Source organism: Dehalococcoidia bacterium, assembly GCA_022449765.1.
Taxonomy (GTDB): Bacteria; Chloroflexota; Dehalococcoidia; order Lucifugimonadales; family Australimonadaceae; genus UBA2963.
In genome coordinates, this window is record JAKUPZ010000003.1 from 68,202 (window position 1) to 92,676 (window position 24,475).

Below are 24,475 nucleotides of genomic sequence, written 5' to 3' on the forward strand. Positions count from 1 at the left end.
ACAACGAAGATACAAGCACTTATCCAAATTCCATCCCCGATCCCTTTTGACTATTTTAAAACCATGCGGTTTCAAGCTAATTACCGAAAGCGTTCCGGGTCAGATTATTTTGAAAATGGGATTTATATGAAGGCGATGAGAATTAAAGGCCAACCTGTAATTCTTGAAATTCGCCAATCGCAAGAGTCCGAATCAATAGAGCTTCGGATTGTATCTCCAAGCGTGTTTACAGAACACCGTGCCGCAGCTGAGGCGTTATCGCAACTTTTAGGGTTTGATTTGGATTTAACGGAATTTGATAACTTTGTAAAGCGAGATGAGGTGCTTAATCCACTAATAGGAGACTTAAAAGGGCTTAGGCTTACTCGTACTGCAACAGTATATGAAGCTTTGGTGAGTGCAATTATAGGCCAACAAATCTCTGCTGCGGTTGCAGGGGTAATTAGAGAGAATTTTTTGGAGCGCTACGGTTCCCCCCTAGTAACAAGGCAAGGGACGACTCTTTATGTCTTTCCTGAACCAGAAGTGATATGCAAAGAGGGGATTGATGTTCTGCGCACGCTTAAATTAAGCGGCAAAAAGGCTGAGTATATATATGAAATTTCTCAAAGAGCCGCGTTAAAAGAACTGGATTACGATGTACTATGCCCGCTGACAAATGATGAAGTGATCGATCAGCTGACCCAAATTCGAGGGATTGGGCGATGGACTGCAGAGTGGGTATTACTAAGGTCGTTAGGAAGGTTAGATGCAATTCCATCTGGAGACTTAGCATTACAGCGCATGGTGGGGATGTATTATTTTGGAACGGATAGAGTCACCGAAGAAGAATTAGGAGCCTTTGCATTGAAGTATTGGGCTCCTTTTAGAGGATTAATAACGCTATATTTATTTGCATTTTTACGGGAGAGTCGAGAAAGACTGCTGGAAGCAGCTAACTAAATCGCTGCCAGTCTTCGTGTAGTACATTAATCACATGTATTGGTGTGCCTAAACGTTTAGCTAAGGCAATTGCATGCTGTGTTCCTGGACTAACGCCATCCCATATTGCGAAGACTTCTTCAGTGTTTTCGATAACAGTACTGTTCCGATGCATAAAAAATTTTGGGTCATTATCAAAGTCATTGCCTTCAAAAAGTATTGTAATTTTTAACCCACGTTCTGTTGCTAATCTCACTGCTTCCTGATCGGTTCCAGGTGCACCATTGACAAAAATTTCAACATCGTTTGGCAAAGAATCAATAATACTTTGAAGCTGAGATTTCCATTCTGGACTATGTAATTCCGTAAATCGCGTTCCTACAATACCTATACGCTTAGCCACTATGTCATCCTTGTGATTGCAAAATTAGCTAAAATCCATTGATGCCAAATCCGGATAATCCTCGCTTAGACCCCGTTGCAAACTGCTTCATCATTTTTTGCATGTGCTTGAATTGATTGAGTAATTGATTAAGATCCGCTGGTGTCATTCCACTACCTTGCGCGATTCTTCTTCGACGGCTTCCGTTAATACGATCGGGGTGTTGTCGTTCCCACATAGTCATTGACGATATCATAGCCTTAGTACGCCGAAGCTTTTGCTCACTTAAGTCTGCCGATGGTAACTGTGATTTTACTTTGCTTGCACCTGGCAACATATCAAGAATGGAACTAATTGAGCCCATTTTTTGGACTTGCTCTAATTGACCAAGGAAATCATTCAAATCAAATTGCGATTTTCTTATTTTTTTTTCTATCTCGGCTGCTGCTTCTTGGTCTATTTCCTGCTGGGCTCGTTCTACTAAACTAACAATATCTCCCATTCCCAGGATTCTCGAGGCCATGCGCTCAGCATGAAATATTTCGAGTTCATGAATTTTTTCCCCAGTGCCCACGAATTTTATAGGGACTCCAGTAACGTGATTTGCAGTTAGTGCTGCTCCTCCCCGAGTATCACCATCTAGCTTTGAAAGTACCAAGCCTGTAAGCCCAATTTGTTCATTAAACTCTGAGGCGGTATTCACCGCATCTTGTCCGGTCATTGCATCTACAACTAGTAATGAATCAGATGGTTCTAGGCTAGTTTTTAAGGTTTTTAGTTCTTTCATCAATTGCTTGTCAGTTTGTAATCGTCCGCCAGTATCAAGTATTACCCACTGGTGGCCTGATTTTCGCGCAAGCTCAATCCCATTCTTGCAGACGTTCAAAGGATCAAGGGTTTCAGAGTTCTCAGCGTAAACAGGGATTTCTAATTGTGACCCGAGTGCTTGGAGTTGATCTATAGCAGCGGCCCTACGCAGGTCAGCTGCAACCAGAAGAGGAGATTCATTTTTCTTTTTTAATAGCGCTGCTATCTTGGCTGCAGTTGTGGTTTTACCGGAGCCTTGTAATCCAATGAGCATAATTACATTTGGCTTTGATTTACTAGTTAGAAGCTCGTGATTTCCTGTTCCTAAGAGTGTAATTATTTCATCGTTGACAAGCTTTATAATCTGCTGTCCCGGGGAGATCCCTTTTAGCAGATCTAGGTCTAATGCTTTTGCGCGGACTTGGGAGATAAACTCTCGGGCAATTTTGAAATTTACGTCCGCTTCGAGCAAGGCTAAACGAATTTCACGCATAGTATCGTCTACATCTGCTTCTGTGATGCGCCCTTTTTTCCTAAGGCGCTCAAATACTAGTGAAAATTTTCCTGACAAATTGTCAAACATACTATGTCCCACTGCGGAAAGGGCAGCCTTTCTTAGAAATCCTGTCTTCCTTCGAATGCTCTTGTTAAAGTGAGATCATCGGCGTATTCAAGATCGCCACCAGCGGGCAAGCCACGCGCTAGGCGAGTCACTCGAGGACCTAGTGGTTGTATTAACTTGCTCAAATACATTGCTGTTGCCTCTCCTTCTACCGTGGTATTAGTGGCAATAATAATCTCCTGAGGAGAATTATGATGAATTCGCTCTAATAGTTCACTGATTTTTAAGTCTTCAGGCCCTATGTTGCTCATAGGGTCGATTACTCCATTAAGCACATGATACAGGCCGTTGAAGATACCTATTTTATCTAGTGATAAAACATCAAGAGGTTCTTGGACAACGCAAATTCTGGAATGGTCTCTTGCGGGATTAGCACAAAGATTACAGGGGTCTGACTCGGCTATATTTTGGCATGTTGTGCAGAAAACGATCCGATTTTTTACGGATCCGATTATTTCAGCAAGATCTAAAGCTTCTTGGGCAGGCATTCGAATTAGGTAATAGGCGATGCGTTGAGCAGTTTTGGGGCCTATGCCTGGAAGCTTATTGAATTGATCAATTAACCTTGAAACAGCGGGTGCGGTTGATGAATTGGTATTTTCTGGAGAAGGGAAGTTATTCAAAATTACATCCCTGGGAAATTCAGACCACCAGTTAGAGCGCCAATTCTTTTAGCCGCTAATTCCTGTGACTGCGTAAGTGCGTCGTTAATTCCGACTAAAAGCATATCTTGTAATATTTCTAAGTCTTCAGGATCTACTGCATCGGGATCGATTAGTATTGATGTAATTACTTGCTTTCCGGTTGCAACTACTTTGACGGCGCCTCCGCCAGCTGTGGCCTCCACAGTTTCAAGAGCAAGTTCTTCTTGTGCTTTTGCGAATTTAGCTTGTAGCTGCTGCGCTTGTTTGATCATATTTCTATTCATCAGTCACTTCCTCCTGATCAACGGGATTGAGTTGGGGTTCTTCACTAGGAAGATTTTCAGCCCGCGTTTCTATCGTATTTTTTGAAATGACATGGCCTTGGTACAGATTAACAGCTGCTCTAACCAAATGAGAGTCTGCCCCGTTTACCTGACTGGATTGAGTACTATTAACACTTTCAATTTTTAGATTAATAGGCTTGCCATAAATCTCTTCCAATATTTTTTCAACTTCAATGCGTATAGGAGGATGTTCTAGCTCTTTTTCCAGACGCTCGCTATTGGATTTAGTGCTGAATGAAATAGTGAGAATTGCGTCATTGAGTTCGTGGGATTTTGAGCTTCTTACTAAGGCAGCTACATCAAATTGCCTTTTCGGGACCCTAGTTTTGAGAGCAGTGATGAAGTTTTTCCAGTCGTCATCTATTTTTGCACCTAGCCCATTTGAGGGCGGAACAGCATTGAATGGTTTGGTAGGAGGTGTATTAAAGGAGGGAGGTTGCGTAACGGGACGAGGCTTAGGTGTGGGTTGTGGAGGAATAGCTTGTGGTGTGTTGTTTGCTGAAGCGTTTTGAAGCCCAGGGGAAGCAGGTTGCTCCTTCGAGGCCAACTCTAATTCTACGATGGCTAGTTCAAATAATAGTGGGCCGGAGAGAGACTCTTCATGTCGGAACTGGTTGAATAAACGCAGAGCATTCATTATTTTGGAAAGAGAAACGCTTTCTGCAATGAAGCTAAGCTGACTGGCTATATCCTTGGAGAATTCTGCGGTGTCTGCGACTCCTGTTTTTTCTAATAATGCGGCTCTGAGTAAAGCAATAGTCATTTGCTGAAAAGGTTGTAGATCATGGCCTTCTGAGGATACAGAATTTATGGTTTCTAGTGCTTGAGGAGTAGAGCCTGTAAGCAAATGCTTCACGAATACCATTGCTCGGTCTTCACTTTGGAGTCCAAGAAGTTCCCGTGCATTTTCTACTCGTATTGAACTCCCGAACGAAGTGATTAGTTGATCTAAGATATTAGTACCATCACGAAGGCTTCCTTTAGCTGTTTGAGCGATTATTCGCAATGCCTCTGGAGGGATATCCACGCCCTCATGAGTTGCAATTTCTTTGAGATGGTCAACCATGTCGGTAATGGAGATTTTCCTAAAATCGAAACGTTGACATCTTGAAAGGATAGTGGGACTGAGTTTATGAGGCTCTGTAGTGGCAAGTATAAAAACTGTTTGGGGAGGTGGCTCTTCAAGGGTTTTTAAGAATGCCTCAGATGCGGCGTCAGTTAATTGATGGACCTCATCAATTATATAGACTTTATATTGCCCTGCAGTTGGGGAGAAACGTACTTTTTCTCGTAACTCTCGCATTTCTTCAATTCGTCGATTGCTTGCAGCATCAACCTCAATTACATCTATGAAGCTTCCTGTTTCAATCGCGGTGCAGTTATTGCACGCACTGCAAGGATCTCCAATTGCAGGTGGCCGCATCGTGCAATTCAAGGCTTTAGCTATCACGCGTGCAGTACTTGTTTTGCCTGTACCTCTCGGCCCGCAAAGTAAATAGGCATGTGATGTTCGATTGTTGGCAATTGCTTGGGTTAAAGTTTGAGTAATGGGTCCCTGGCCAATGATATTCGAGAATCTAGAAGGGCGCCATTTTCTATAGAGTACGTCATTTGCCATGGTTTGCACTCTTCGCATTCTCAAGGAAGGACCTAAGGATTTTGGATTGAGAATCCGTCATCAAAATTTCTTGATCATTTGTATGATGCTCGTAGCCAAGTAAATGAAGGATCCCGTGAATCACAAGTAACGCAATTTCTGAATCAATCGAGACAGTGTTTTCTAGTGCTTGCCTCTGAGCCTGAGGGTATGAAAGTACAACTTCTCCTAAGTGAGATAAGAGGTCTTCAGGATTTGGGAATTCGACTGCTTCTAAAGAAGAATCAACTGTTTCATCCTCAAATTCGCCATGATTGCCAAATGCAAGAACGTCTGTAACCTCGTCAAAATTTCTGAATTGTTGATTAAGACTACGAATAGTGTCGTCATTAGTTATTGCAAGACTTATGCTGCAGGATCCCGTAGGATTCGTCTGTTGTAAGGTATGCTGAATTATGCTTCGTAGCCAAGAGGACTTTACGTAAGGTTTGAATTCAGGCTGAATTGTTATTTCAATTGAACGTTTTTTGATTTCGGCAGTCATTTTGATGTCCATTAGGATGGTAGCACAGCGCGAGGTACATCTCATTCAAAAATTTATGAATATCCCATCAGTTTAAGTACTCGGAGTATCGATACAGCAGTTAACGTATAAGCAGATTAGAACTTGAAAGGAAAAGCAGCTAATGGAAAGCAATGAACTTATAATTGACGGTTTGGGAAGAGTTAATCAGCTATTACATCGAGTTTTGAAAGATCTCCCGTTTGAAATGTTGAATGAGATGCCGTCTAAAGATACAAATTCGATAAGTTGGCTTTTATGGCATCTAACGCGAGTGCAGGATCATCACCTTTCTGATTTGGAAGGAGTCCCGCAGCTGTGGGTTTCATCAAATTTTTATGCCCAATTTGAGATGGACCCCAATGGAGATGAAACAGGTAATGGCCATACGATAGAGCAGGTAAAAGCATTTAATGTTAAAGACAGTATGCTTTTGACTGGATACAATGATGCGGTTTTTGCAAGGACGAAAAGGTATTTGCCCCAACTAACGTATAAAGATTTCAATAGAGTTTTGGATGAGCCTCAATATGACCCTATGCCGACGGTCGGAGTAAGGTTGGTAAGTGTACTTTCTGATAATACTCAGCATGTTGGTCAAGCTCTTTTCGTGAGGGGAATGTTGCAAGGATTTGGCTGGCGGGTTTAGATTTCTTCAAATAAATAATCCCGTGAGTAAAATCCTGTTGATTAAAAAGAATAATGACCAGTTAAAAAAGGACGGTAATTATGAGCAATGAGGCGAATCCTAACCCAGAGGATGTCCCGTTTTTCAGCCTAGAGGCTTACTCGTTAGCCCAGAGGGTGGCCATTGTGTCTGGGGGTAGTGATGGCATTGGCCGGATGATTGCCCACGGGTTTGCCGACGCGGGAGCAAGAGTAGTGATTGCTGCTCGCGGAGAAGAAAAAATTACTAAAGTTGTAGCTGAAATTGAGGCAAAAGGCCACCGGGCCGTTGGTATTCCTACGGATGCCACTGACCCGGATGCTATTGAGCATTTAGTAAATAGGACAGTAACTGAATTTGGGCAAATAGATATTCTGATGAATGTTGTAGGAGGATCGCAAGGGCCGACGTTTAAGCGTGGCCCCTTGCTGGAACTGTCAAAAGAGGATTTCAATGAAGCCTTTAACATTAATGTGACTAGTGCGTTTTTATTCAGCAAAGCAGTTGTTCCTTACATGCTTCAACAAGAGAGCGGCGTCATTATTAATATGGCTTCAATAGGAGCAAGGGATTACAGATTGCCCGAGACAGGTATGAGTGTTTACAACATGACAAAAGCTTCTGTAATGCATTTGACTAGAAGTATGGCTAAAGAATGGGCTCCAAATATTAGAGTGAATTGTATTAATGCTGGCCATTTCATAACACCACGCCGGGCGCGAACTGAGCAGCCAGAGCGCCGAGCAAGGAGTCTAGCGGAGATCGAAATCAATCGTTTCGGGAATCCGAGTGATATTGCGGGCGCAGCAGTTTTTATAGCATCGGACGCAGGTGCATTTTTTAATGGATCATACTTAGATTTGCATGGTGGTACATAATTGACTAGCTACGGGGTAAGGATATAGGAGGGAATTGTGGATCTTTCGAGATTTTCTATGGAAGGACGTACGGTAATTATTACTGGGGGGAGTGGAGGTATTGGTCGAGGCTGTGCTAGAGCATTTGCCAGCGCAGGCGCTAACATTGTGATTGCGTCAGTACCCGCGGATAGTATTCCGCCTGCTCTTGAAGAAATTGAAAAACTTGGATCCCAAGCATTAGGTATTTCTGTGAATGTAGCGGAGCCGCTGGAATTAGATCGAATGGTAGGAGAAACCCTTCAACGATTTGGGAGAATCGACGCTTTGATTAATGTTGCGGGGGGGTCATACAGTAGAAATCCAGACATGCCACAGTATAAAAGATCGTCTTTATCAGAAATGGATGGAGAAGATTTTGTGGGCGCGTATGTGGGGAATGTTAAAACCGCTTTCTTGGCGTCTCGTGCAGTGATTCCTCATTTACAGAAGAGCGGGAAAGGTTCGATAACGAACATTGGGTCAATTGCGGGTTTGGATAGAAAACCGTCATCTCCCGACATAGCAGCCTATGGCACCGCAAAAGCAGCCGTACACAGCCTTACTGTGCATATGGCACACCAATGGGGTCCTCAAGTGAGGGTGAATTGTATTGCTCCTGGAACAATTGATACGCCGCGGCCTGAAGGAACTGTTCGCCCTGAAATGGCTCAAGCTGCACAAAGGATTGCAGTTGGAAGAGTGGGTGTAGGGGATGATATAGGTAGTGTGGCGCTATTTTTGGCCTCTGATGCTGCAGGTTTTGTGAACGGTATAGTTATTCCTGTGCATGGCGGGGAATAAATTTCTTTTTCCAAGGAATTTTTAGTGCAGCCTCACAACGATAGTAAAAATAGAACGTACAAAACTTATGGAATAGTTTTGCGCTCGTATTCAATGCGTGAATCTGACCGACTAGTGACTGTTCTCACTCCAGGTTTCGGTAAGATAAAAATAGGGGTCAGGGGAGCTAGGAAAATTAAAAGTAAGCTGGGAGGGCATCTTCAAATTCTTAACCATGCACTCCTTGTTATCCATTCGGGTAGTGCATTTGACATTGTTTCAGGTGCTGAGGCCGAAGAATCATTTGCAACGATTAAAGAAGATCTTTCGCTTTTAGCAAAAAGCCTATATTTAATGGAATTAACTGATGCAATTATTCCAGAAGCTGCACCGCATCCGGATGTGTACGATTGCCTATTGTCTGCCTTACGTTTAATGAACAGTAGGAAAAACCCAGATATTATTTCAGCATGCAGTGAATTTAAGATTCTTCAGAGTACTGGATATCTCCCTGAATTATATAGATGCGTGAGTTGTGACACTGAAATTATTCAAGGAGCGCATGGATTTTCACCTCGCCTCGGGGGAGTAATTTGTATTGACTGTGAGGGGTATGGAGCAAGCTCAAGCGCTATTTCTGTGGAGGCTCTAAAAGTTTTGCGATATATGTCTAGAGTTGAGATGGAGCAAGTAGCAGATCTCAATTTGAATTTGAATCAGCAGAATGAGTTAAATCAGTTACTGGGGCAACTTATTACGACGGTTCTAGAAAAAAAATTAAACTCCTCAGTCTTTATAGAGCACTTAACCAACATTAGATCCAATCAATAGGCTCTTCAATGGGATTTCCATAAGTTGCAGGCGCTTCACTTGTCCATTCAGTCAACTCTTCGACTTTATAAGCGCGAATATCGGGGTTGTCAGAATCTTTCAAAGATATGATTAGGTAGTAAGAGTCTGGGTAAGTGATTAATCTTAAATCAGTATCGGAAAGACGTGCTTCCGATCCCGTGTGAGAATGATAGATGCATAGAACATCCCAATTGTGTTCTTCTATTGATTTAATGACCTTTATGTGCTCTTTCCCTTCAAATTCATAGCGGAAAGGGCTGCTTGCCGCATTTTCCATTGGGTAATGGTAGGTAGCAATATCGTCCATTCCAGATAAAACACCACAGCACTCGTTTGGATAATTCTCTATTGCATGGCTAAGCATGGCTTCTCGGAAAGCTTTAGGTATTTTCATGAGATTTCCTTTTTTATACTAGTTAGTTACAACAATATGTGTATTCGTATCATTTGCGGGAGCAACATGCCCTATAAGTGCGGCCGTAACACCATTCTTGGCAAATAGGTTGTTTAGGTCTTTAATTTTGTCGGGAGGTACAGATATTAGCAAACCTCCTGAGGTTTGTGCATCACAAAGGATAAGCTTTTGGGTTTCTAGGAGATCGTCATTCCATTTGGTAGTCAATTTTGCAATGTCTAAGTTTTTTTGCGAACCACCTGGAAATATACCTTGCCCTGCTAATTCTAGGCATTGAGGTAGTAAGGGAATTTGGTTGAACGAAATAGTGGCAGTGGTTCCACTGCCGGCCATCATTTCAGTTAAATGCCCTATTAGGCCGAATCCAGTTACATCAGTTACTGAATTAGGTGAAACTTGCTGGAGTACTTCGCAAGCCTTCAGATTCAATGTGCGCATGCTGTTAATAGCAGTGTCTAATGCGTCCTTATTTACCACTTGTGCCTTTGCTGCGGTAGTTATGATTCCTGTTCCTATGGGCTTCGTAAGTAATAAGTAATCGCCATCTTTGGCCGTATTATTTCGGAAAATTTTTTCTGGATGGATAGTTCCTGTTACGGATAGGCCAAATTTGGGCTCGTTGTCTTTAACGGTATGGCCTCCAGCTATGATTACATTAGCTTCTTGAGCAATGTCACTGGCTCCTAGTAGGACCTGATGTAGGATAGATTTTGGTAATTCTTCTGGGAAGCATACGATATTGAGGGCTAGAAAAGGCTTTCCTCCCATGGCATAGATATCACTTAATGAGTTTGCTGCAGCGATTGCTCCAAATTCATAAGGGTCGTCCACTATTGGAGGGAAAAAATCTAGAGTTTGGACGATGCAGAGCTCCTTTGAGAGTTTGAAAATGGCAGCATCATCTGAAGAATCAAGTCCTACAATTAAGTTAGGATTTGATACATGGGGTAAATGTTTCAGGATCTCTCCGAGATCCTCCGAGTTGAATTTACCCGCTCAACCCGCGCAGGTTGCAAGATCAGTTAAACGGAATTCATCTTTTTCCATGTTGGAAGTATAGTCTATCTTGAATTGAAGAGGTTTTGATTTGCAGGAGTTATTTATGAAGAACGGGATTATCGTAAAGCAAGGTAATGGCGGAGCAACGAGAATCGAAATAAGATCAAAAAATCAAGCTGGCGTTCTTTATATTGTGCCTGCTGAGGCCAGCTGGGTTGCTTCCGAGGAACAATTGCATGCACATTCTCTCGCAGGTTTTTTCACAGAAATAATGGAAGTTGACTCTGAAGAGATAAAAAAGCTAATGCACCGATGGGGGATGTCTTTTAGGCCTCTTGCCTTGGAGTAAATGGGGCTTAAAAGTTTTTCCTTGAAGTAAACCCTACCTTGGGTAGTTCTAAAGGATGTGCATTTTTCAAGGAGTTTTCTAAAAGCTGTAAAAGGCTATTTATAGACGGGTCTCTATCTAGGCCCGTCCAGCTAAAGAACGGAAAATTTTTGATTTCAGAGTATGACGGGCCGTAGAGGGCATCGACTAAATGGGAATTTCGGTCTGTAAGTTTTCTCCAAGCTGCGATCGCAGTGAAATTAAGCGAAGTTGCAGAGTTCCATATTTCGACCGAGCCCCCCATGGCATGGGATCTTTGTTGTAATGCACCAAGTGCAAGACTAGAGACAGTAGGCAAGCGAGGTGAAGGGTTTGCAGTATCAGTTAAGATTTGAAGCCTTCCTCCATTTGAAATGAAGGAAAGAACACGCTCATCTATTTCCCCTAGGAAGAATTCTGGTTCAGAGGCGACAATTGTGATGGCAAGTGACGGTTCATCAAATAGCCAGCTAGATAATTCCTTACTTAAAAGATTGCCCGAAGCGTTAGCAGGCCCAATCGTCGATGGTTGATAATTAGGTTTGCCTGTAGGAATTACTCGGGCTCCAATTGCTGGACTATCGGGGTCTTCAGCAGAGCTTAATAGTTGCTGAATTAAACCAGAAAAATTTGTCCCGTATAGGCGCATTAATCGACTGACAGTGATCTCTTGAGCTTGTGAAAAATAGATTGATTTATTTCCCATATATCTAAAAATAATACTTTCTAATATATCTAATATATCTAATATATTTTGAACATTACAATTATATTATACAAGTAAATAAATATTAGGAAATATAATAACCAGAGTTAGTATTTACTATTTTAAATATAGTAAATATCGGGGAATTTAAAATTATGTAACAGGCGAAATGGAGTCTTCTAATGGTGTGGGCTCGGAGTTGAAAAGCTTTTCTAGCTCCGCGCCTTCAACTGTTTCATGGGCCATCAAGTAGCGTGCAATTTGTACAAGTTTCGGATAATTTTCTTTTAGGATCCGTTCGGCAGTTTCGTACGCTTGAGTGACTATGATCTGAACTTCCTCATCAATCTCTTGTGCAACTTTTTCTGAGTAATCACGTTGCTCAGAAATTTCTCTTCCCAGGAAAACCATTTCCTCTCTTTTCCCAAAGGTTCGAGGCAATAAACTATTGCTCATTCCGTACCGGGTAACCATTGCACGTGCTATTTGTGTGACTTTTTCGAGGTCGCTACTTGCACCAGTAGTAACTTCACCAAAAGTGACTTGTTCGGCGATCCGTCCGCCCAGCGCCATGGCGATTTGATCTAAGAGTTGGGGACGTGTATAAAACATACGGTCTTCTTCAGGAAGCGATTTTGTGTAACCAGCCGCCATGCCTCGGGAAATTACTGATATTTTTTGTACGGGATCTGCATGCTCAAGCAAATGACCGACTAAGGCATGCCCTCCTTCATGGTATGCAACAATTTCTTTTTCATGGTGCGAAATGACTCGAGTACGTCTCTCTGGGCCCATAGTAACGCGATCTACCGATTCTAAGAGCTCTTCCATACCGATTGTGGTACTTTGACGACGTGCTGCTAGTATGGCCGCTTCATTTACCAGATTAGCTAAATCAGCCCCACTGAAGCCAGGGGTTTGCTTTGCAATCACCTCAAATTTCACTTGGTCCGATAGGGGTTTTCCTTCAGAATGAACTTTTAAGATGGCGATGCGGCCATTGATATCTGGCTGATCAAGAACAACTCTTCTGTCGAAACGACCTGGTCTTAGTAATGCAGGATCAAGTATGTCAGGACGGTTGGTTGCTGCGACAACGATTACATTCGTGTTGGTATCAAAACCATCCATTTCTACCAGAATTTGATTGAGTGTTTGCTCACGTTCGTCATGACCGCCGCCTAGCCCGGCACCTCGTTGTCGTCCAACGGCATCGATTTCGTCGACGAATACAATTGCAGGAGCATTACGCTTCGCTTGGTCAAATAGATCACGTACGCGTGAAGCACCGACACCAACAAACATTTCAACAAACTCAGATCCGCTGATAGAAAAGAAAGGGACACCAGCTTCCCCAGCAACTGCTCTACTTAGTAAGGTTTTTCCTGTGCCAGGAGGGCCAACCATAAGTACTCCTTTGGGAATATGGGCCCCTAGCGAAAGGAATCTTTCAGGGTATTTTAAAAATTCTACAATTTCTTGGAGTTCAGCCTTGGATTCTTCCACGCCAGCAACATCAGCGAAGGTAACAGTAGGCTTATTTGGCGCAAACATCTTTGCCCGACTTTTGCCAAAGCCAAGGGTTTGGTTGTTGCTGCCCTGAGCTTGCCGCATCATGAATAAGAGAATAGCGCCGAAAAATAGCAGAGGTAAAAACTGCAGGATAATCCCAAAGAAACTACCCATACTGCCTGATTCATTGACTTCAATTATTATTCCCTTTTCTGCAGGGTTTATTCCTGCAGACTGGAAAATTTCAAAAATGCTAGTACCAGGTTCCTTTGTCGCGCGCATTGGCTGGTTAGCATTTTGACGCGGGGTAATCAAAAGATGATCGCCATCGACAACAATTTTAGAAATCTGGCCATTGTCGGCTTGGTCTAAAAGTGTCGTAAGGTCGGTGGATGCTGCAGAATTATTAGAGGAAAAGAGTGTGAAAAAAACACCGATAATAATTACCAGTATTACAAGGTAGACGAAAGTATTTCCAGCCCATTTTTTTCGTTGATTGTTCATTTTACGCTTAGCATTCTAATCAGCTTATATAAATAGCTTACTGCAGAACCTTTTGTGTAGGCAAAAGTTTAAAGGATATTATCGCCTGTTGTTAATGGGGCTACCGTTGACGTTACCCCAGTGTAGTTTATAATTACGTTATTCACTTCTATATTCTCAATGAATGCCGGGGGAGAGGCTCTACTTGAACGTTGAAGATGCAATAGGTCACTATCTGCAAGGTAGTGCACAAAAACTTGACGCGTATGCACATCAAGAACTAAATAGGTTTGCACGGTCAATAGGTTCAGAAAAGCTAGTTGCGGAACTAACCCCACCTCAGGTTGCTACGTATGCAGAAAACGTAGTTTCCTCAGGAGGCGATATTCATGGCAGGCTTGGACCAATCAAAGAGTTCTTGGCCTATTTGAACAAGAAAGGTTTGTCTACTCATAGCCTTTCTGCTCACGTGAAAATCCCTCGAGCAAGTGTTCGTGCTTCTGCCAGAGTCTCACACGATACTATTGAAATGAGCTTAAGCGGGATTAATACCCTAAAGGATGAACTTGATGGCCTTAAAAGCCAAAGAGAGTCGATAGCTGCCCAAATACAGCTTGCTCGTGCAGATGGAGATATTTCTGAGAATTCACCACTGGATGCTGCGCGTGAACTGCAGGGTCAAACGGAAGCTAGAATTAGGGAACTTGAGGATACTCTTTCACGTGCGGTTCCCATTGATACACGAGGACTGAAAGGCCGTTCCGGCGCTCGAGTTGGCGCGACTGTAGTGCTTCAGGATTTAGACACAAACAAAAAAGTAACATTTCACCTGGTAGATTCAGTTGAAGCAGATCCATCTACAGGCAAAATATCACTGGGCTCACCTATGGGCGGTGCTATCGCAGGAAGAATAGAAGGTGATGAGATTGAAGTCTCTGCCCCAAGAGGGATTCGTCATTTTCGGATTGGTTCGGTTAAGTTCTGAGTGGGCCTTTAGTCCGATGGTTGCGCTGGCTTCTTTTGGGCGCTGCCTTTCGTAAGATTTTCCGTCCAGTTATTTTCCTCCTACCTCCTGAAACGGCTATGCATACGGGCGAGAAACTCCTTAAATTTAGACCTGTATGGCGCGCGCTTGCCCCCGCCGCAGAGGAAATATCATTACCAGCGCAGATGGGTGATATCAGCCTTCGTAACCCAATCGGCTTAGCAGCAGGGTTAGATAAGAAATGCGAATACCTTTCGAGCTTGGCTGATTTTGGATTTGGGTATGTTGTTGGAGGTACTGTTACCTATAACCCTCGACCCGGCAATTCAAAGCCTCGCGTTATTAGAAATAAGCATTCTAGATCATTGATAAATGCTCTCGGTTTTCCAGGAGATGGCCTCACTAATGCTATTACTAGATTGTCGGAATTACAGCACAGACCGAGCAAAGTACTTGTGAGTATTGCTGCACTAGACGATGAAGAAGCGGTGAAGTGCTTAGAAGGACTTGAGCCATTAGTCGATGCGGTCGAGTTGAATATTAGTTCGCCTAATACACTAGGTATACGTAAGTACCATGATTTAGAGGCTTTGGAGATTCTTTTGGGGAAATTGAATCAAAGCCGTAATAAACCCATATATGTTAAGTTGCCACCATTTGTAGATGGCCAAGGGGCAGAATTAATTTTAAGCCTTGCTCAAGTTTGTAAAGACTCTGGTATATCAGGATTTACAGTAGCAAATACCATACCTGTAGAAGATAGTAGACTAGCAGTCGGACGCGGGGGCTTAAGTGGTAGAGAAATTTTCCCTAATCTTTTAAAAATGATTCCGATTGTTCGTTCTGAAGTGGGCGATAAGATGGTAATCAATGCATGTGGAGGGATTTCATCCGGCTTAGACGCACATGCCGCCTTGCAAGCAGGTGCAGATACGGTCCAGCTGTATACAGCACTAGTATTTGAAGGACCTAAATTGGTATCAGATATATGCAATGACATGCGAAAGCAAGGCTTGAATTAATAGAGTAATTCAACGGTTTCGGCCAGGGGCCCAGTTTAATTCAACGAACCCCTGTCCAATTGATTCTCCATTCACCCGATTCAATACCTTCACCCCGGATTCCCAGTATGTCACTGGCAGCAAATTCCCGGTAAATTCGGATGTTTGATTCAAAGAAATGAGAGTTAGTTGTAGTTTTTCGGAAGGGATATCAAGATACCATTCAGTTCTATAAAAAGTGCCAGTTTTGGGGCTTTGCCATTCTTCATTACCAGATTTAAAAATGAACTGATCTCTTGTCAAGAATTTGGGGTCTTGTCCCGCCTTTCTTATGGTAGCGTAATTTTCAATGGGTTCCCCGTTCCGGTTATAGAGCAAAGAAATCATTAAATCAGTTCCATCGTTCAGTTGGATACTGGCCCAATCCCATTCGACTGCGACTGGCTGGAAGTCTCCCCATTGCTTATCAAGCCATCCAAGTCCGTCAACTTTGATTTTTTCCCCTGAAGCTAGTGTTAAAAAGCCTTCAATATCGAGTCTGGGCCTAGTGTAGTAGTAAGTAATTCCCGCGTCTTCATAATCCAATATGCCACCACCATGAAGCAATGGTGAGGTAGTGGCAGTGAGCTTGAGTTCGTATTTGTACTTATTCACGGTTCCACTTAAGAAATAATGTCGTCCTTGAGTTCCCTGCATTTTTGAATCGCCTATAGTGAAGTCAAAATTGCCAGGAGCAAAGGTAGGGATGGAGCTTGTCGCTCGGATACGTTCAGAAGTAAAATGATCCTGTTCAGGGGTAGAGAGGCCAACTTGCCTTACGTACATAGTCCTATTAGACGATGGCTCCTGTACTTGGAAAATAACATCGTGTAGAGCAAATGTTCCTTTTTCTTCATTTTCTAAATGGGCATTGAAGTACCACCATTCTGCCAAATAATTATGAGGGGATTCATCACTGGGAAGCGTCAAAGGAGGTAGCCCAAACGGGGGAGTTGGAGTCGGGCTCGTTGTTTGACATGCACTCAACAGCACAAGAACAGTGATTGGTATTACCAGTTGAAGTAGTTTCATTAGATTTACTATCTACATTTTACGAAATTAAATAGGAAGGTCTATTAGTGGATTAAGATGAAGATTTGACTAAAATACCACCATGCTAACAAAAAAGAACTTTGTCATTGTAGGTTCCGTCACGCTCGCGCTTGTGATTTGCTATTCCGTATTCTCAGTAGTGACAGTCAATTTGGCTTTAACCGCTCGTGCTTCAGAAATTGGGCTATACCCTGATCAATTTGGTTTAAGTTACGAAGATATTGAATTCTCACCCAGGGGCGACGAATCTATTACGCTGCGGGGCTGGTGGATACCGGCATCGGATGATTTCCAGCCTGAGGTATCGAAAGGGACAGTAATTGGAGTTCATGGGTTAGATGGGAATAGGGAAAATTTATTGGAAATGGCTCCATCGTATATAGGTGAAGGGTTTTCTTTTCTAATTTTTGACCTTAGGGGTCATGGCATGTCAGATAAGGCGCCTATGGGAGCAGGGCTAAAGGAAATTCAAGATCTCCAAGGAGCTATAGATTTTGTGGTTTTAAATCATAACCCTGGCCCAGGGGGAATTTTCCTGCATGGTCTTTCTTATGGAGCGGCAATAGTCTTACTTACCGGACATAATGAAGTATCAGTAGGTGGCGTTTTTTCAGATTCATCATTTGCCTCGTTGACGGACCTGGTCGTGCAAGAAGTTGCTGATCGAACTTACCTGCCACTCTGGGGAGCTTCATTATTCCGACCAGGCCTTATTCGCGCAGCTAAAGTAATGAAGGGTTTGGATCTAGACAAAGTGCTGCCTGCAGAAGCAGCGGGGGAATATACTTACCCCATTGCTTTAGTTCACTGCAAATCTGATCAGCGAATAAAAATTACACACCTAGCACAAATTAGAGCACAAGTACAGGAACCTCCCTGGCTGGTGGCGTATCTGAATTGCGATCACTCCAATGCAAGATTTGATCATGCGGAACATTACAATGCTACAGCACTAAGTTATTTCAATAGCAGGATAGAAGGCGATTTAGAATAATACGTTTTTAGCTATGAAAACTGCATAAATGATTAAAATCCGTAAAAATTACACAGGTAATTGCAGAACTGCATAAATGTATATGCTAATCTACGACCATTCTGTCCGGCGTTAAGTTGGAGGTTACATGACGCAACGTAAAATAACTGGAATTTTGATGATCATTGGGCCAGTAATCGGGTTGCTTTTCTGGCTTGTAGGGCCAGCAGGCATTTTGGGTGGCAATGGTCTTGATGCGGATTCAACCAACGCTCAAATTGTAGGGGTATTGGTGGCTAATTCTGATTGGTCAGGGTATTCGTTATTGTTCGGAACGATTGGCCTGCTTCTCTGGCTGGGTGGATTTACAGGAGTAAAGAGCTCAATGTCCTCTGGGGAGGGGTCTGCTTACTCAGGCCTGGGTTATTTGTTTATTTTAGTCGCAATGGCTGGGATAGCTGCATCGAATGGAATACAGGCAGGCGTTACTATGGAGGCAGCGCAAGCTGGTGTCGCAGGGGCGTTTTATGGTGCTTCAGATGCGCTAGGTCAATTCAGCATTACTATCCTATCAATTGGTGTAGGTATTATGGGAATTGCAATGCTAATCCAAAAGAATGTCAGCCAAATCTTGGCTGGGATTCCAGTGATTTTGAGCATAGTTATAGTTGCTATGGTTTTGACTGATCAGGATCCGAGCGTAGTGGGTGCTGGATATGGATTGGTGACACTTTGGAGTATTTGGCTAGGTGTTACCCTAGCCCGCTCTGAATAGAAGAATAGGGATTTATTAAAAAAATAGAGGCTTCCTTATTGGAGCCTCTATTTTTTTAATGAAGAACTAGTGGAGTAATCCGCCTCCATCTACAACAATAGATTGGCCTGAAATCATTGAAGCATCATCGCTAGATAGGAAAGCAATCAATGCGGCAAGATGCTCGGGGTAGACTCGTTCTTTAATTGCTTGGTTTTGCATGGTCCTGTTGAACATATCTTCCCCGTTAAATTCAAGGGTCCCAGGCGTTGCGACTTGCCCTGGCATTACTGCATTCACAGTTATCCGGTCGTCTCCCAATTCCTTAGCCATGTTCCAGCTTAGGCCAACGACTGCTCCTTTTGCTGAAACATATGGTGTCTGACCTGGATTTCCCATGAAAAAAGTTCGAGAAGCGACGTTTATGATTCGTCCGTTACCGCTAGCTTTTAGGAACGGGTAAGCTGCTTTGATGGCTAAGAAATAACCGATATAATTTACTTCAGCAAATTTTTCGAGATCTTCTTTTGTCCAAGATTGCCAGTCACGCCTTGGGGCAATAAGGCCTGCATTGTTAATTAAAATATCGATGCCATTAAGGGCATTTGCGGAGTCGTTGATTGCACGCGCCAATTGCTCTTCATTTGTAGTATCTGCTTCAAAGGCATAGCCTCCTAAGCTTTTGGCAACTTCGCTTGCTTCATCTAGTCGTAGGTCGACAATAGCAACTGAAACTCCTTCACTTGCTAGCCTTTCTGCAGCTGCCTTGCCCAAGCCTCTTGCGCCACCTGTGATAACAGCCGAACGACCGTTCAGTCCTCGCATGAGAGATCTCCTTAAGTAAGTATTTTGTCACGGAAGTATAGCTGTATTGTGGGTTTCCTAGAAGCGAGGCAATTTTTTCTGGACTGATGAGCCAATTAAAGGTACAATGTTCAGTGGAGAGTGGGCCTAGCCCACTCTCTCGTTTTCTTGAAATAGGAGAACGAATTTAATACGAAGTAGTTTGAGACGGAGTGCCTATGAAGAGCGAGTTTCTGATTGCTGTTACACAATTAGCTGCGGAGCGGAATCTACCACAGGATATGGTGGTGACCGCTGTTGAGGCTGCATTGGCTTCTGCGTATAGAAGAGATAATGCAGCAGGTGCACAAAGTAATGTACGTGTTCGACTTGAGCCAAGCACTGGAGAAGTTGAAGTCTTTCAACTAAAGACCATAGTTGAAGAAGTAGAGAATGAATTGGCGGAATTGACACTCAGTGAAGCCAAGAAATTGCGCAAGAATCAAGAACTAGCCATAGGTGATGTTCTTGAATTTGAGATGGAAGCCGCCCAGGTGGCCGGTAGAATCGCTGCTCAAACTGCAAAGCAGGTAGTTATTCAAAGGCTCCGTGAAGCAGAGCGTGAGCTGGTCTATGCTGAATTTGCTGAAAAAGAAGGTGAAGTTTATAGCGCTACAGTTCAACGGGGCTATGGTGGAACCGTTACGATGGATCTAAATGGTCGTGCAACAGCAGTGCTTCCTCCCGTGGAACAGGCTCCTACAGAGAGATATAGACCTGGGATGAAAATGAAAGTGATGATCAGGGAAGTTACTCGTACTCAGAGAGGCCCCGAGATTGTGGTATCCAGAACTGACGCAGAGCTATTGAGACGCTTGTTTGAGATGGAAGTGCCCGAAATTTATAACGGGATCGTTGAAATTCGAGGTATCTCTCGCGAGCCGGGTTCTCGCTCGAAAGTCGCGGTACATGCTTTACAGGATGGAGTAGATCCTGTTGGGGCGTGCGTCGGCTTAAGAGGCATTCGCATCCAAAATATTGTTAATGAATTACAAGGAGAAAAAATTGATGTAATTCAATGGTCGAAAGACATGTCAATTTTTGCATCGCATGCACTTAGTCCCGCTCAACCTCTTCGAGTTGATCTGAATGAAGAAGAGCAATCTGCTGTTGTAGTGGTCCCTGATAGGCAGTTATCTCTTGCCATAGGTAGGGAAGGTCAAAATGCCAGGCTTGCTGCAAAGCTAACTAATTGGAAAATAGATATAAAGAGCTCTACTGAGATAGAGATTGAGCGGATGAAGATCCAAATTGAAGACGAAGTCGCTGAGCGAGCTGCTGCAGAGACGGTTTCTGATGCCAGCACAAAAGAGGAAGCAAGTATTGCTGCTGAAATTGAAGACGAAGCACCTGAGCCTATAGTGGCGGAGGTAGCCGAAGCACTGGACGAGGACGAGGCGGCGTTGATGGCCGAACTTGAGGCTGAGGCTTTAGAAACGGAATCGCAACCGGCTACTGGTGAATTGAGCGTTGAAGAGTTACTTGCATTGGAATCACTTGACGGTGAAGTCTCGGTAGAAGAAGAAATTATTGTAGAAGAAGAAATTACAGTTACGGACTCGATGAATGAAGATGATATTTGGAAAGTTCCAGAAGCAATCGGTGGTGGCCCTACGATAAGATTCGCTGAGGACATATTAGGTTCTCCTTCTTCCAGTCCGCGTCGAGGAGGAACATCCAAGCGCAGAGGCGGGGGTAATTCTTCCCCTCGAAAAGGGAATAGAGGCAGATCGAGATCCGATGATGGTGGAGATAATTCTTCGGATATGCCTGGATAAAATAGTAGCCTTCAGTTTTGAACTCCACGAATGAGGTGGGTGTAATTGAAGAACCGGCAACCATTAGGCAGAAGGTGTATTGTTTGTGGGGTAAAAAGCCTCAAAAACGATATGCACAGAGTGGTTATGAGTAATGAAGGGAAATGTGTCATTGACAAAGCTGGCACTATCCCTGGTAGAGGTGCCTATATATGCAATGATGTTAATTGCTGGGGCGCAGCCCAACTAAATAAACGGGCAACGATTGCGCTGCGGGTACATGTAGGACCCAGCAACGATGAAGAATTAAAATTGTTTGCGAATGAACTGCGTCGGTTTTTATAGGGTTATGGGTGAGAAAAAATATGGATGACGAACAACAACAAGAAGTAACCACTACCCGAAAAGTAACTTTGAAGGCCCTGCCTCTTGGAGAGGCAGTCTCCGTAGGTGCATTAGCGGAGAAGATGCAAGTCGACCCGGTTCAAGTGATTAAACAGTTAATGCGTACAGGTATTTTTGCGAGCATTAATCAGGCTGTAGATTTTGAAACTGCGGCAGTTATAGCAAGGCCATTCGGCTTCGCCGCAAGGAAAATTGAAGAAGCGTCCGGTTTAGGTCTTAGCGGTGTGACTGAAGACAGCTCATCCTCAAGCCTTGCTTCGCGTCCTGCAGTGGTGACAATTTTAGGTCATGTTGATCACGGTAAAACAACGTTGCTAGACGCAATTCGCAGTACTAATGTCGTAGATAAAGAGGCGGGAGGAATAACGCAGCACATTGGTGCTTATCAGGTACTGCATAATAACTCTCCCATCACTTTCATTGATACTCCTGGGCATGAAGCCTTTACAGCAATGCGTGCGCGTGGGGCTCAAGTGACAGATATAGCCATTCTTGTGATTGCTGCTGATGACGGTGTGATGCCTCAAACATCAGAGGCGATTAATCACATTAAAGCAGCTGAAGTCCCAATTATTGTGGCTATTAATAAGATGGATTCTCTTGAGGCTGATCCCGAAAAAATCAGGCGCCAACTTGCGGAGCATGAACTACTTGTTGAAAAGTGGGGAGGCGATGTTATTGACGCAGAAGTTTCAGCAAAGACTGGTGATGGGCTAGATGATTTGCTGGAAAGCATTGAATTAGTAGCCGAAATGGCAGAGCTTAAGGCGGACCCTGAGCGTCGCGGCGTTGGAGTAGTTGTTGAAGCAGAATTAGACCGTAATAGAGGTGTTGCTTGTACTGTTCTCGTCCAGACGGGAACTCTCCACGTAGGTGATTTTATCGTTGTTGGTTCTGTTCGAGGTAGAGTAAAGGCCCTGGTTTCAGATAAAGGCGAGAGAGTTACTACGGCGGGTCCCTCCATGCCAGTAGAAGTCCTTGGCCTGAGTGAGCTTCCAGTTGCTGGTGATCGCTTGATTGTTGTTGAAGATGAAAAATCAGCAAGGGGTGCAGTTGAACAAAAATTAAGGAATGAAGATCTCAATCGCATGAAGAGAGCTACATTAGAAGACGTGGGTTCTCTTATTTCGAGCGGGCAGGCAAAAGAATTATGCTTAATTTTGAAGACGGACGTACAAGGTAGTGTAGATGCGGTACGCCAGTCATTGGAACAGTTAAACACAACTGAAACTCAAGTGCGTATTGTTCATTCGGCAACGGGGGCGATTACGGAAACTGACGTACTGCTAGCAGTAGCTTCAGAAGCGATAATTATTGGATTTAATGTGAAGCCTGATCAAGGGGCGCAGCGATTGGCGGATCATGACAATGTTCAGATCCGGCTGTACAACATTATTTATAGATTGACTGAAGATATTGAAAAAGCTTTAAGTGGTTTGCTTGAACCTGAGACACAAGATTTTGTAGAAGGGACAGCAGAAGTCCGAGCAATTTTTGCCTTGGGTCGCACGCGTAAAAGTGCAGGGTGCTACATTACTGATGGCAAATTTACCCGAGGTGATAGGGCCAGAGTCCTCAGAGAAGGTGAAGAAATTTTTGACGGTTCAATTGCAGGGCTAAAGCGCTTTAAAGACGACGTACGTGAAGTACTTTCAGGCTATGAATGCGGAGTATCGCTTGATGGATTTAATGATTTCATTGAGGGTGACATTATTGAAGCGCATCGTGAGAGATTGGTCTAGAATTTCACGGAGATGTGATGGTTAACCATCGTAACGATCGAGTAGCAAGTACGATTCATCGTGAGATCAGCCAACTTTTGAATGGTCAACTGACCGACCCCCGGCTAAACCATATTGTTACGGTATCTGAAGTTTCTTTAAGTTCAGATTTCTCAAAAGCGACCATTGGAGTTACTGTTTTGGCAGATTCTCAATCAGCAGTTGAGGTAGCTGCAGGATTAAATTCAGCCTCTGGCTACTTGCGGAAAGAGCTAGGAACCCGACTCTCGTTGAAGCGTACGCCTCTATTGGAATTTGTTCTAGATACCAAGATTAATGAGGGTGATTCAGTATTAGAGTTGTTGGACACAATTAAGAGCGAGTACAAAGAGGATGACGAAGCAGGATATTGACGGCATATTAATCATTGATAAGCCACCAGAATTCACCTCAATGAATGTGGTTCGTGCAATAAAAAGAATTACACATGCAAAAAAAGCTGGGCATGTTGGCACATTGGATCCATTAGCTACTGGAGTGTTGCCCATTTGCCTAGGTCAAGCTACTCGGTTTGTAGATTATTACGTTGATGATCGTAAAAATTACCTTGCAGAAATTAGATTAGGATTTGCGACGGACACTTATGATTCCCAGGGAGAAACTATTCATCAAGGGAAATACGAGCACTTATCGATCGAGAATATTACGAAAACTATGCTTTCGTTTGAAGGAGTGATACTGCAACGACCTCCCATGTTTTCCGCTTTAAAGCGAGATGGGACACGGCTTTATAATCTCGCTAGGGCTGGGGTAGAAATAGATATCCCATTGAGGAGTGTCGTGGTACATACGATTACGATTGAATCTTGGAATCCTCCTTTTCTCAATGTTGAAATTAGTTGCGGGAAAGGTTTCTATGTTCGTAGTTTTGCGCACGATTTAGGCCTTGAGCTTGGTAGCTATGCACACTTAAGTCAGCTCAGAAGGATTAAGTCAGGAATATTTAACATTGAAGATACTATTCCACTAGATGAACTTGAAGCAGGGAATACGTGGAACGAAATTATTGATACTCCCGACAGAGGATTACTGCAAATGAAATCTTTTAATGTGAATACACTACTTGAAAGTAAATTTCAGAATGGACAAGCATTATCCTTTCTGAATGAACCTTTAGAGGCAGCCCACTTAGAAGTACGTAGAGTTTACTCTGAAGAGCGCTGCTTTCTTGGGCTTGCTAAATTTGATAGATCGACAAACAGTTGGAAACCAGAAAAAGTTTTGACGAAGCCATTGTTATCAAAGTATGCGTGAATTTGTTTGGATGACGCTTTTGTGATGGTAGCAGGGAATAACTACGTACGAAGATGGGAGCGACACTGCTT

The 24,475-nt window shown here is 43.3% G+C and carries 27 protein-coding genes; 15 read left to right on the forward strand and 12 right to left on the reverse strand.

Annotation, left to right across the window (positions count from 1 at the left end):
• The first annotated feature begins 63 nt into the window (after positions 1-63).
• The gene (locus MK127_02070; protein MCH2531586.1) at positions 64-942 is read left to right on the forward strand and encodes a DNA-3-methyladenine glycosylase; all 879 of its coding nucleotides are present in this window, start codon (positions 64-66) and stop codon (positions 940-942) included.
• On the opposite strand, the gene MK127_02075 is transcribed toward MK127_02070, so the two are convergent.
• From MK127_02075 to ybeY, 6 genes are read right to left on the reverse strand one after another with little or no spacing between them, the layout of a single operon-like run.
• Complete coding sequence (locus MK127_02075; GenBank protein ID MCH2531587.1) at positions 935-1,324, reverse strand: hypothetical protein; 390 nt, start codon at positions 1,322-1,324, stop codon at positions 935-937. The two genes, MK127_02070 and MK127_02075, sit on opposite strands and share 8 nt — an antisense overlap.
• A 28-nt stretch (positions 1,325-1,352) precedes the next feature.
• Complete coding sequence (ffh, locus tag MK127_02080; protein MCH2531588.1) at positions 1,353-2,693, reverse strand: signal recognition particle protein; 1,341 nt, start codon at positions 2,691-2,693, stop codon at positions 1,353-1,355.
• Between the two features lie 32 nt (positions 2,694-2,725).
• Positions 2,726-3,355, reverse strand: a complete 630-nt coding sequence (recR, locus tag MK127_02085; protein MCH2531589.1) for a recombination mediator RecR — start codon at positions 3,353-3,355, stop codon at positions 2,726-2,728.
• A gap of 2 nt (positions 3,356-3,357) precedes the next feature.
• Entirely contained in the window at positions 3,358-3,660 is a 303-nt protein-coding gene (locus MK127_02090) for a YbaB/EbfC family nucleoid-associated protein (GenBank protein ID MCH2531590.1), read from the reverse strand.
• Entirely contained in the window at positions 3,653-5,338 is a 1,686-nt protein-coding gene (gene dnaX / locus MK127_02095) for a DNA polymerase III subunit gamma/tau (GenBank protein ID MCH2531591.1), read from the reverse strand. The genes MK127_02090 and dnaX overlap by 8 nt, the downstream gene beginning before the upstream one ends.
• Entirely contained in the window at positions 5,328-5,861 is a 534-nt protein-coding gene (gene ybeY, locus MK127_02100) for an rRNA maturation RNase YbeY (GenBank protein ID MCH2531592.1), read from the reverse strand. Before ybeY ends, dnaX begins: the two co-directional genes overlap by 11 nt.
• A 142-nt stretch (positions 5,862-6,003) precedes the next feature.
• Between ybeY and MK127_02105 the strand changes: the two genes are divergently transcribed.
• From MK127_02105 to recO, 4 genes are all read left to right on the forward strand, one after another.
• Positions 6,004-6,528, forward strand: a complete 525-nt coding sequence (locus MK127_02105; GenBank protein MCH2531593.1) for a DinB family protein — start codon at positions 6,004-6,006, stop codon at positions 6,526-6,528.
• 80 nt (positions 6,529-6,608) lie between these two features.
• Complete coding sequence (locus MK127_02110; protein MCH2531594.1) at positions 6,609-7,424, forward strand: SDR family oxidoreductase; 816 nt, start codon at positions 6,609-6,611, stop codon at positions 7,422-7,424.
• 36 nt (positions 7,425-7,460) lie between these two features.
• Positions 7,461-8,246: an SDR family oxidoreductase gene (locus MK127_02115; GenBank protein ID MCH2531595.1), complete on the forward strand. Its 786-nt coding sequence runs from the start codon at positions 7,461-7,463 to the stop codon at positions 8,244-8,246.
• Positions 8,247-8,339: 93 nt separating this feature from the next.
• Complete coding sequence (gene recO, locus MK127_02120) at positions 8,340-9,056, forward strand: DNA repair protein RecO (GenBank protein ID MCH2531596.1); 717 nt, start codon at positions 8,340-8,342, stop codon at positions 9,054-9,056.
• Here the strand turns inward: recO and MK127_02125 are convergent.
• Positions 9,040-9,471: a M67 family metallopeptidase gene (locus MK127_02125; protein ID MCH2531597.1), complete on the reverse strand. Its 432-nt coding sequence runs from the start codon at positions 9,469-9,471 to the stop codon at positions 9,040-9,042. The two genes, recO and MK127_02125, sit on opposite strands and share 17 nt — an antisense overlap.
• An 18-nt stretch (positions 9,472-9,489) precedes the next feature.
• Positions 9,490-10,452 carry a selenide, water dikinase SelD gene (gene selD, locus MK127_02130; protein ID MCH2531598.1) on the reverse strand — a complete coding sequence of 321 codons (963 nt, stop codon included), beginning with the start codon at positions 10,450-10,452 and terminating at the stop codon, positions 9,490-9,492.
• A gap of 142 nt (positions 10,453-10,594) precedes the next feature.
• On the opposite strand from selD, the gene MK127_02135 reads away from it, so the two are divergent.
• Positions 10,595-10,840 (forward strand): hypothetical protein, encoded by a 246-nt coding sequence (locus tag MK127_02135; GenBank protein MCH2531599.1) that lies wholly within the window; start codon positions 10,595-10,597, stop codon positions 10,838-10,840.
• A 7-nt stretch (positions 10,841-10,847) separates the two neighbouring features.
• On the opposite strand, the gene MK127_02140 is transcribed toward MK127_02135, so the two are convergent.
• Both MK127_02140 and ftsH read right to left on the reverse strand, forming a co-directional pair.
• A complete protein-coding gene (locus MK127_02140; GenBank protein ID MCH2531600.1) occupies positions 10,848-11,564 on the reverse strand; it encodes a hypothetical protein in 717 nt (238 codons plus the stop codon).
• Between the two features lie 153 nt (positions 11,565-11,717).
• Positions 11,718-13,580, reverse strand: a complete 1,863-nt coding sequence (gene ftsH / locus MK127_02145) for an ATP-dependent zinc metalloprotease FtsH (protein MCH2531601.1) — start codon at positions 13,578-13,580, stop codon at positions 11,718-11,720.
• Positions 13,581-13,764: 184 nt separating this feature from the next.
• Between ftsH and MK127_02150 the strand changes: the two genes are divergently transcribed.
• Together MK127_02150 and MK127_02155 are read left to right on the forward strand one after the other, a co-directional pair.
• Complete coding sequence (locus tag MK127_02150; protein ID MCH2531602.1) at positions 13,765-14,544, forward strand: transcription elongation factor GreA; 780 nt, start codon at positions 13,765-13,767, stop codon at positions 14,542-14,544.
• A gap of 98 nt (positions 14,545-14,642) precedes the next feature.
• Positions 14,643-15,566: a dihydroorotate dehydrogenase 2 gene (locus MK127_02155; protein ID MCH2531603.1), complete on the forward strand. Its 924-nt coding sequence runs from the start codon at positions 14,643-14,645 to the stop codon at positions 15,564-15,566.
• 9 nt (positions 15,567-15,575) lie between these two features.
• Here the strand turns inward: MK127_02155 and MK127_02160 are convergent, their stop codons facing one another.
• A complete protein-coding gene (locus MK127_02160) occupies positions 15,576-16,616 on the reverse strand; it encodes a hypothetical protein (GenBank protein ID MCH2531604.1) in 1,041 nt (346 codons plus the stop codon).
• Between the two features lie 82 nt (positions 16,617-16,698).
• Between MK127_02160 and MK127_02165 the strand changes: the two genes are divergently transcribed.
• The gene (locus MK127_02165; protein MCH2531605.1) at positions 16,699-17,631 is read left to right on the forward strand and encodes an alpha/beta hydrolase; all 933 of its coding nucleotides are present in this window, start codon (positions 16,699-16,701) and stop codon (positions 17,629-17,631) included.
• A 127-nt stretch (positions 17,632-17,758) separates the two neighbouring features.
• Positions 17,759-18,385 (forward strand): hypothetical protein, encoded by a 627-nt coding sequence (locus MK127_02170; GenBank protein ID MCH2531606.1) that lies wholly within the window; start codon positions 17,759-17,761, stop codon positions 18,383-18,385.
• 66 nt (positions 18,386-18,451) lie between these two features.
• On the opposite strand, the gene MK127_02175 is transcribed toward MK127_02170, so the two are convergent.
• Positions 18,452-19,189 (reverse strand): SDR family oxidoreductase, encoded by a 738-nt coding sequence (locus tag MK127_02175; GenBank protein MCH2531607.1) that lies wholly within the window; start codon positions 19,187-19,189, stop codon positions 18,452-18,454.
• Positions 19,190-19,386: 197 nt separating this feature from the next.
• Here MK127_02175 and nusA point away from each other — a divergent pair, with 197 nt between their 5' ends.
• The 5 genes from nusA to truB are packed head-to-tail and all read left to right on the forward strand — an operon-like array spanning position 19,387 to position 24,404.
• Complete coding sequence (gene nusA / locus MK127_02180) at positions 19,387-20,985, forward strand: transcription termination factor NusA (protein MCH2531608.1); 1,599 nt, start codon at positions 19,387-19,389, stop codon at positions 20,983-20,985.
• 45 nt (positions 20,986-21,030) lie between these two features.
• A complete protein-coding gene (locus MK127_02185; protein MCH2531609.1) occupies positions 21,031-21,309 on the forward strand; it encodes a YlxR family protein in 279 nt (92 codons plus the stop codon).
• Between the two features lie 20 nt (positions 21,310-21,329).
• A complete protein-coding gene (infB, locus tag MK127_02190) occupies positions 21,330-23,111 on the forward strand; it encodes a translation initiation factor IF-2 (protein ID MCH2531610.1) in 1,782 nt (593 codons plus the stop codon).
• Between the two features lie 17 nt (positions 23,112-23,128).
• On the forward strand, positions 23,129-23,503 hold the full coding sequence (gene rbfA, locus MK127_02195) for a 30S ribosome-binding factor RbfA (GenBank protein ID MCH2531611.1): 375 nt from the start codon (positions 23,129-23,131) through the stop codon (positions 23,501-23,503).
• Complete coding sequence (truB, locus tag MK127_02200) at positions 23,484-24,404, forward strand: tRNA pseudouridine(55) synthase TruB (GenBank protein ID MCH2531612.1); 921 nt, start codon at positions 23,484-23,486, stop codon at positions 24,402-24,404. Before rbfA ends, truB begins: the two co-directional genes overlap by 20 nt.
• Positions 24,405-24,475: the final 71 nt, after the last annotated feature.

Bases quoted from the DNA above. Each gene is read 5' to 3' on its own strand.
- MK127_02070 (MCH2531586.1), top strand. From the start codon at position 64: ATGCGGTTTCAAGCTAATTACCGAAAGCGTTCCGGGTCAGATTATTTT.
- ffh (MCH2531588.1), bottom strand. From the start codon at position 2,693: ATGTTTGACAATTTGTCAGGAAAATTTTCACTAGTATTTGAGCGCCTT.
- MK127_02090 (MCH2531590.1), bottom strand. From the start codon at position 3,660: ATGAATAGAAATATGATCAAACAAGCGCAGCAGCTACAAGCTAAATTC.
- dnaX (MCH2531591.1), bottom strand. From the start codon at position 5,338: ATGGCAAATGACGTACTCTATAGAAAATGGCGCCCTTCTAGATTCTCG.
- ybeY (MCH2531592.1), bottom strand. From the start codon at position 5,861: ATGACTGCCGAAATCAAAAAACGTTCAATTGAAATAACAATTCAGCCT.
- MK127_02105 (MCH2531593.1), top strand. From the start codon at position 6,004: ATGGAAAGCAATGAACTTATAATTGACGGTTTGGGAAGAGTTAATCAG.
- MK127_02110 (MCH2531594.1), top strand. From the start codon at position 6,609: ATGAGCAATGAGGCGAATCCTAACCCAGAGGATGTCCCGTTTTTCAGC.
- recO (MCH2531596.1), top strand. From the start codon at position 8,340: ATGCGTGAATCTGACCGACTAGTGACTGTTCTCACTCCAGGTTTCGGT.
- MK127_02125 (MCH2531597.1), bottom strand. From the start codon at position 9,471: ATGAAAATACCTAAAGCTTTCCGAGAAGCCATGCTTAGCCATGCAATA.
- MK127_02135 (MCH2531599.1), top strand. From the start codon at position 10,595: ATGAAGAACGGGATTATCGTAAAGCAAGGTAATGGCGGAGCAACGAGA.
- MK127_02140 (MCH2531600.1), bottom strand. From the start codon at position 11,564: ATGGGAAATAAATCAATCTATTTTTCACAAGCTCAAGAGATCACTGTC.
- ftsH (MCH2531601.1), bottom strand. From the start codon at position 13,580: ATGAACAATCAACGAAAAAAATGGGCTGGAAATACTTTCGTCTACCTT.
- MK127_02155 (MCH2531603.1), top strand. From the start codon at position 14,643: ATGCATACGGGCGAGAAACTCCTTAAATTTAGACCTGTATGGCGCGCG.
- MK127_02160 (MCH2531604.1), bottom strand. From the start codon at position 16,616: ATGAAACTACTTCAACTGGTAATACCAATCACTGTTCTTGTGCTGTTG.
- MK127_02165 (MCH2531605.1), top strand. From the start codon at position 16,699: ATGCTAACAAAAAAGAACTTTGTCATTGTAGGTTCCGTCACGCTCGCG.
- MK127_02170 (MCH2531606.1), top strand. From the start codon at position 17,759: ATGACGCAACGTAAAATAACTGGAATTTTGATGATCATTGGGCCAGTA.
- MK127_02175 (MCH2531607.1), bottom strand. From the start codon at position 19,189: ATGCGAGGACTGAACGGTCGTTCGGCTGTTATCACAGGTGGCGCAAGA.
- nusA (MCH2531608.1), top strand. From the start codon at position 19,387: ATGAAGAGCGAGTTTCTGATTGCTGTTACACAATTAGCTGCGGAGCGG.
- infB (MCH2531610.1), top strand. From the start codon at position 21,330: ATGGATGACGAACAACAACAAGAAGTAACCACTACCCGAAAAGTAACT.
- rbfA (MCH2531611.1), top strand. From the start codon at position 23,129: ATGGTTAACCATCGTAACGATCGAGTAGCAAGTACGATTCATCGTGAG.
- truB (MCH2531612.1), top strand. From the start codon at position 23,484: ATGACGAAGCAGGATATTGACGGCATATTAATCATTGATAAGCCACCA.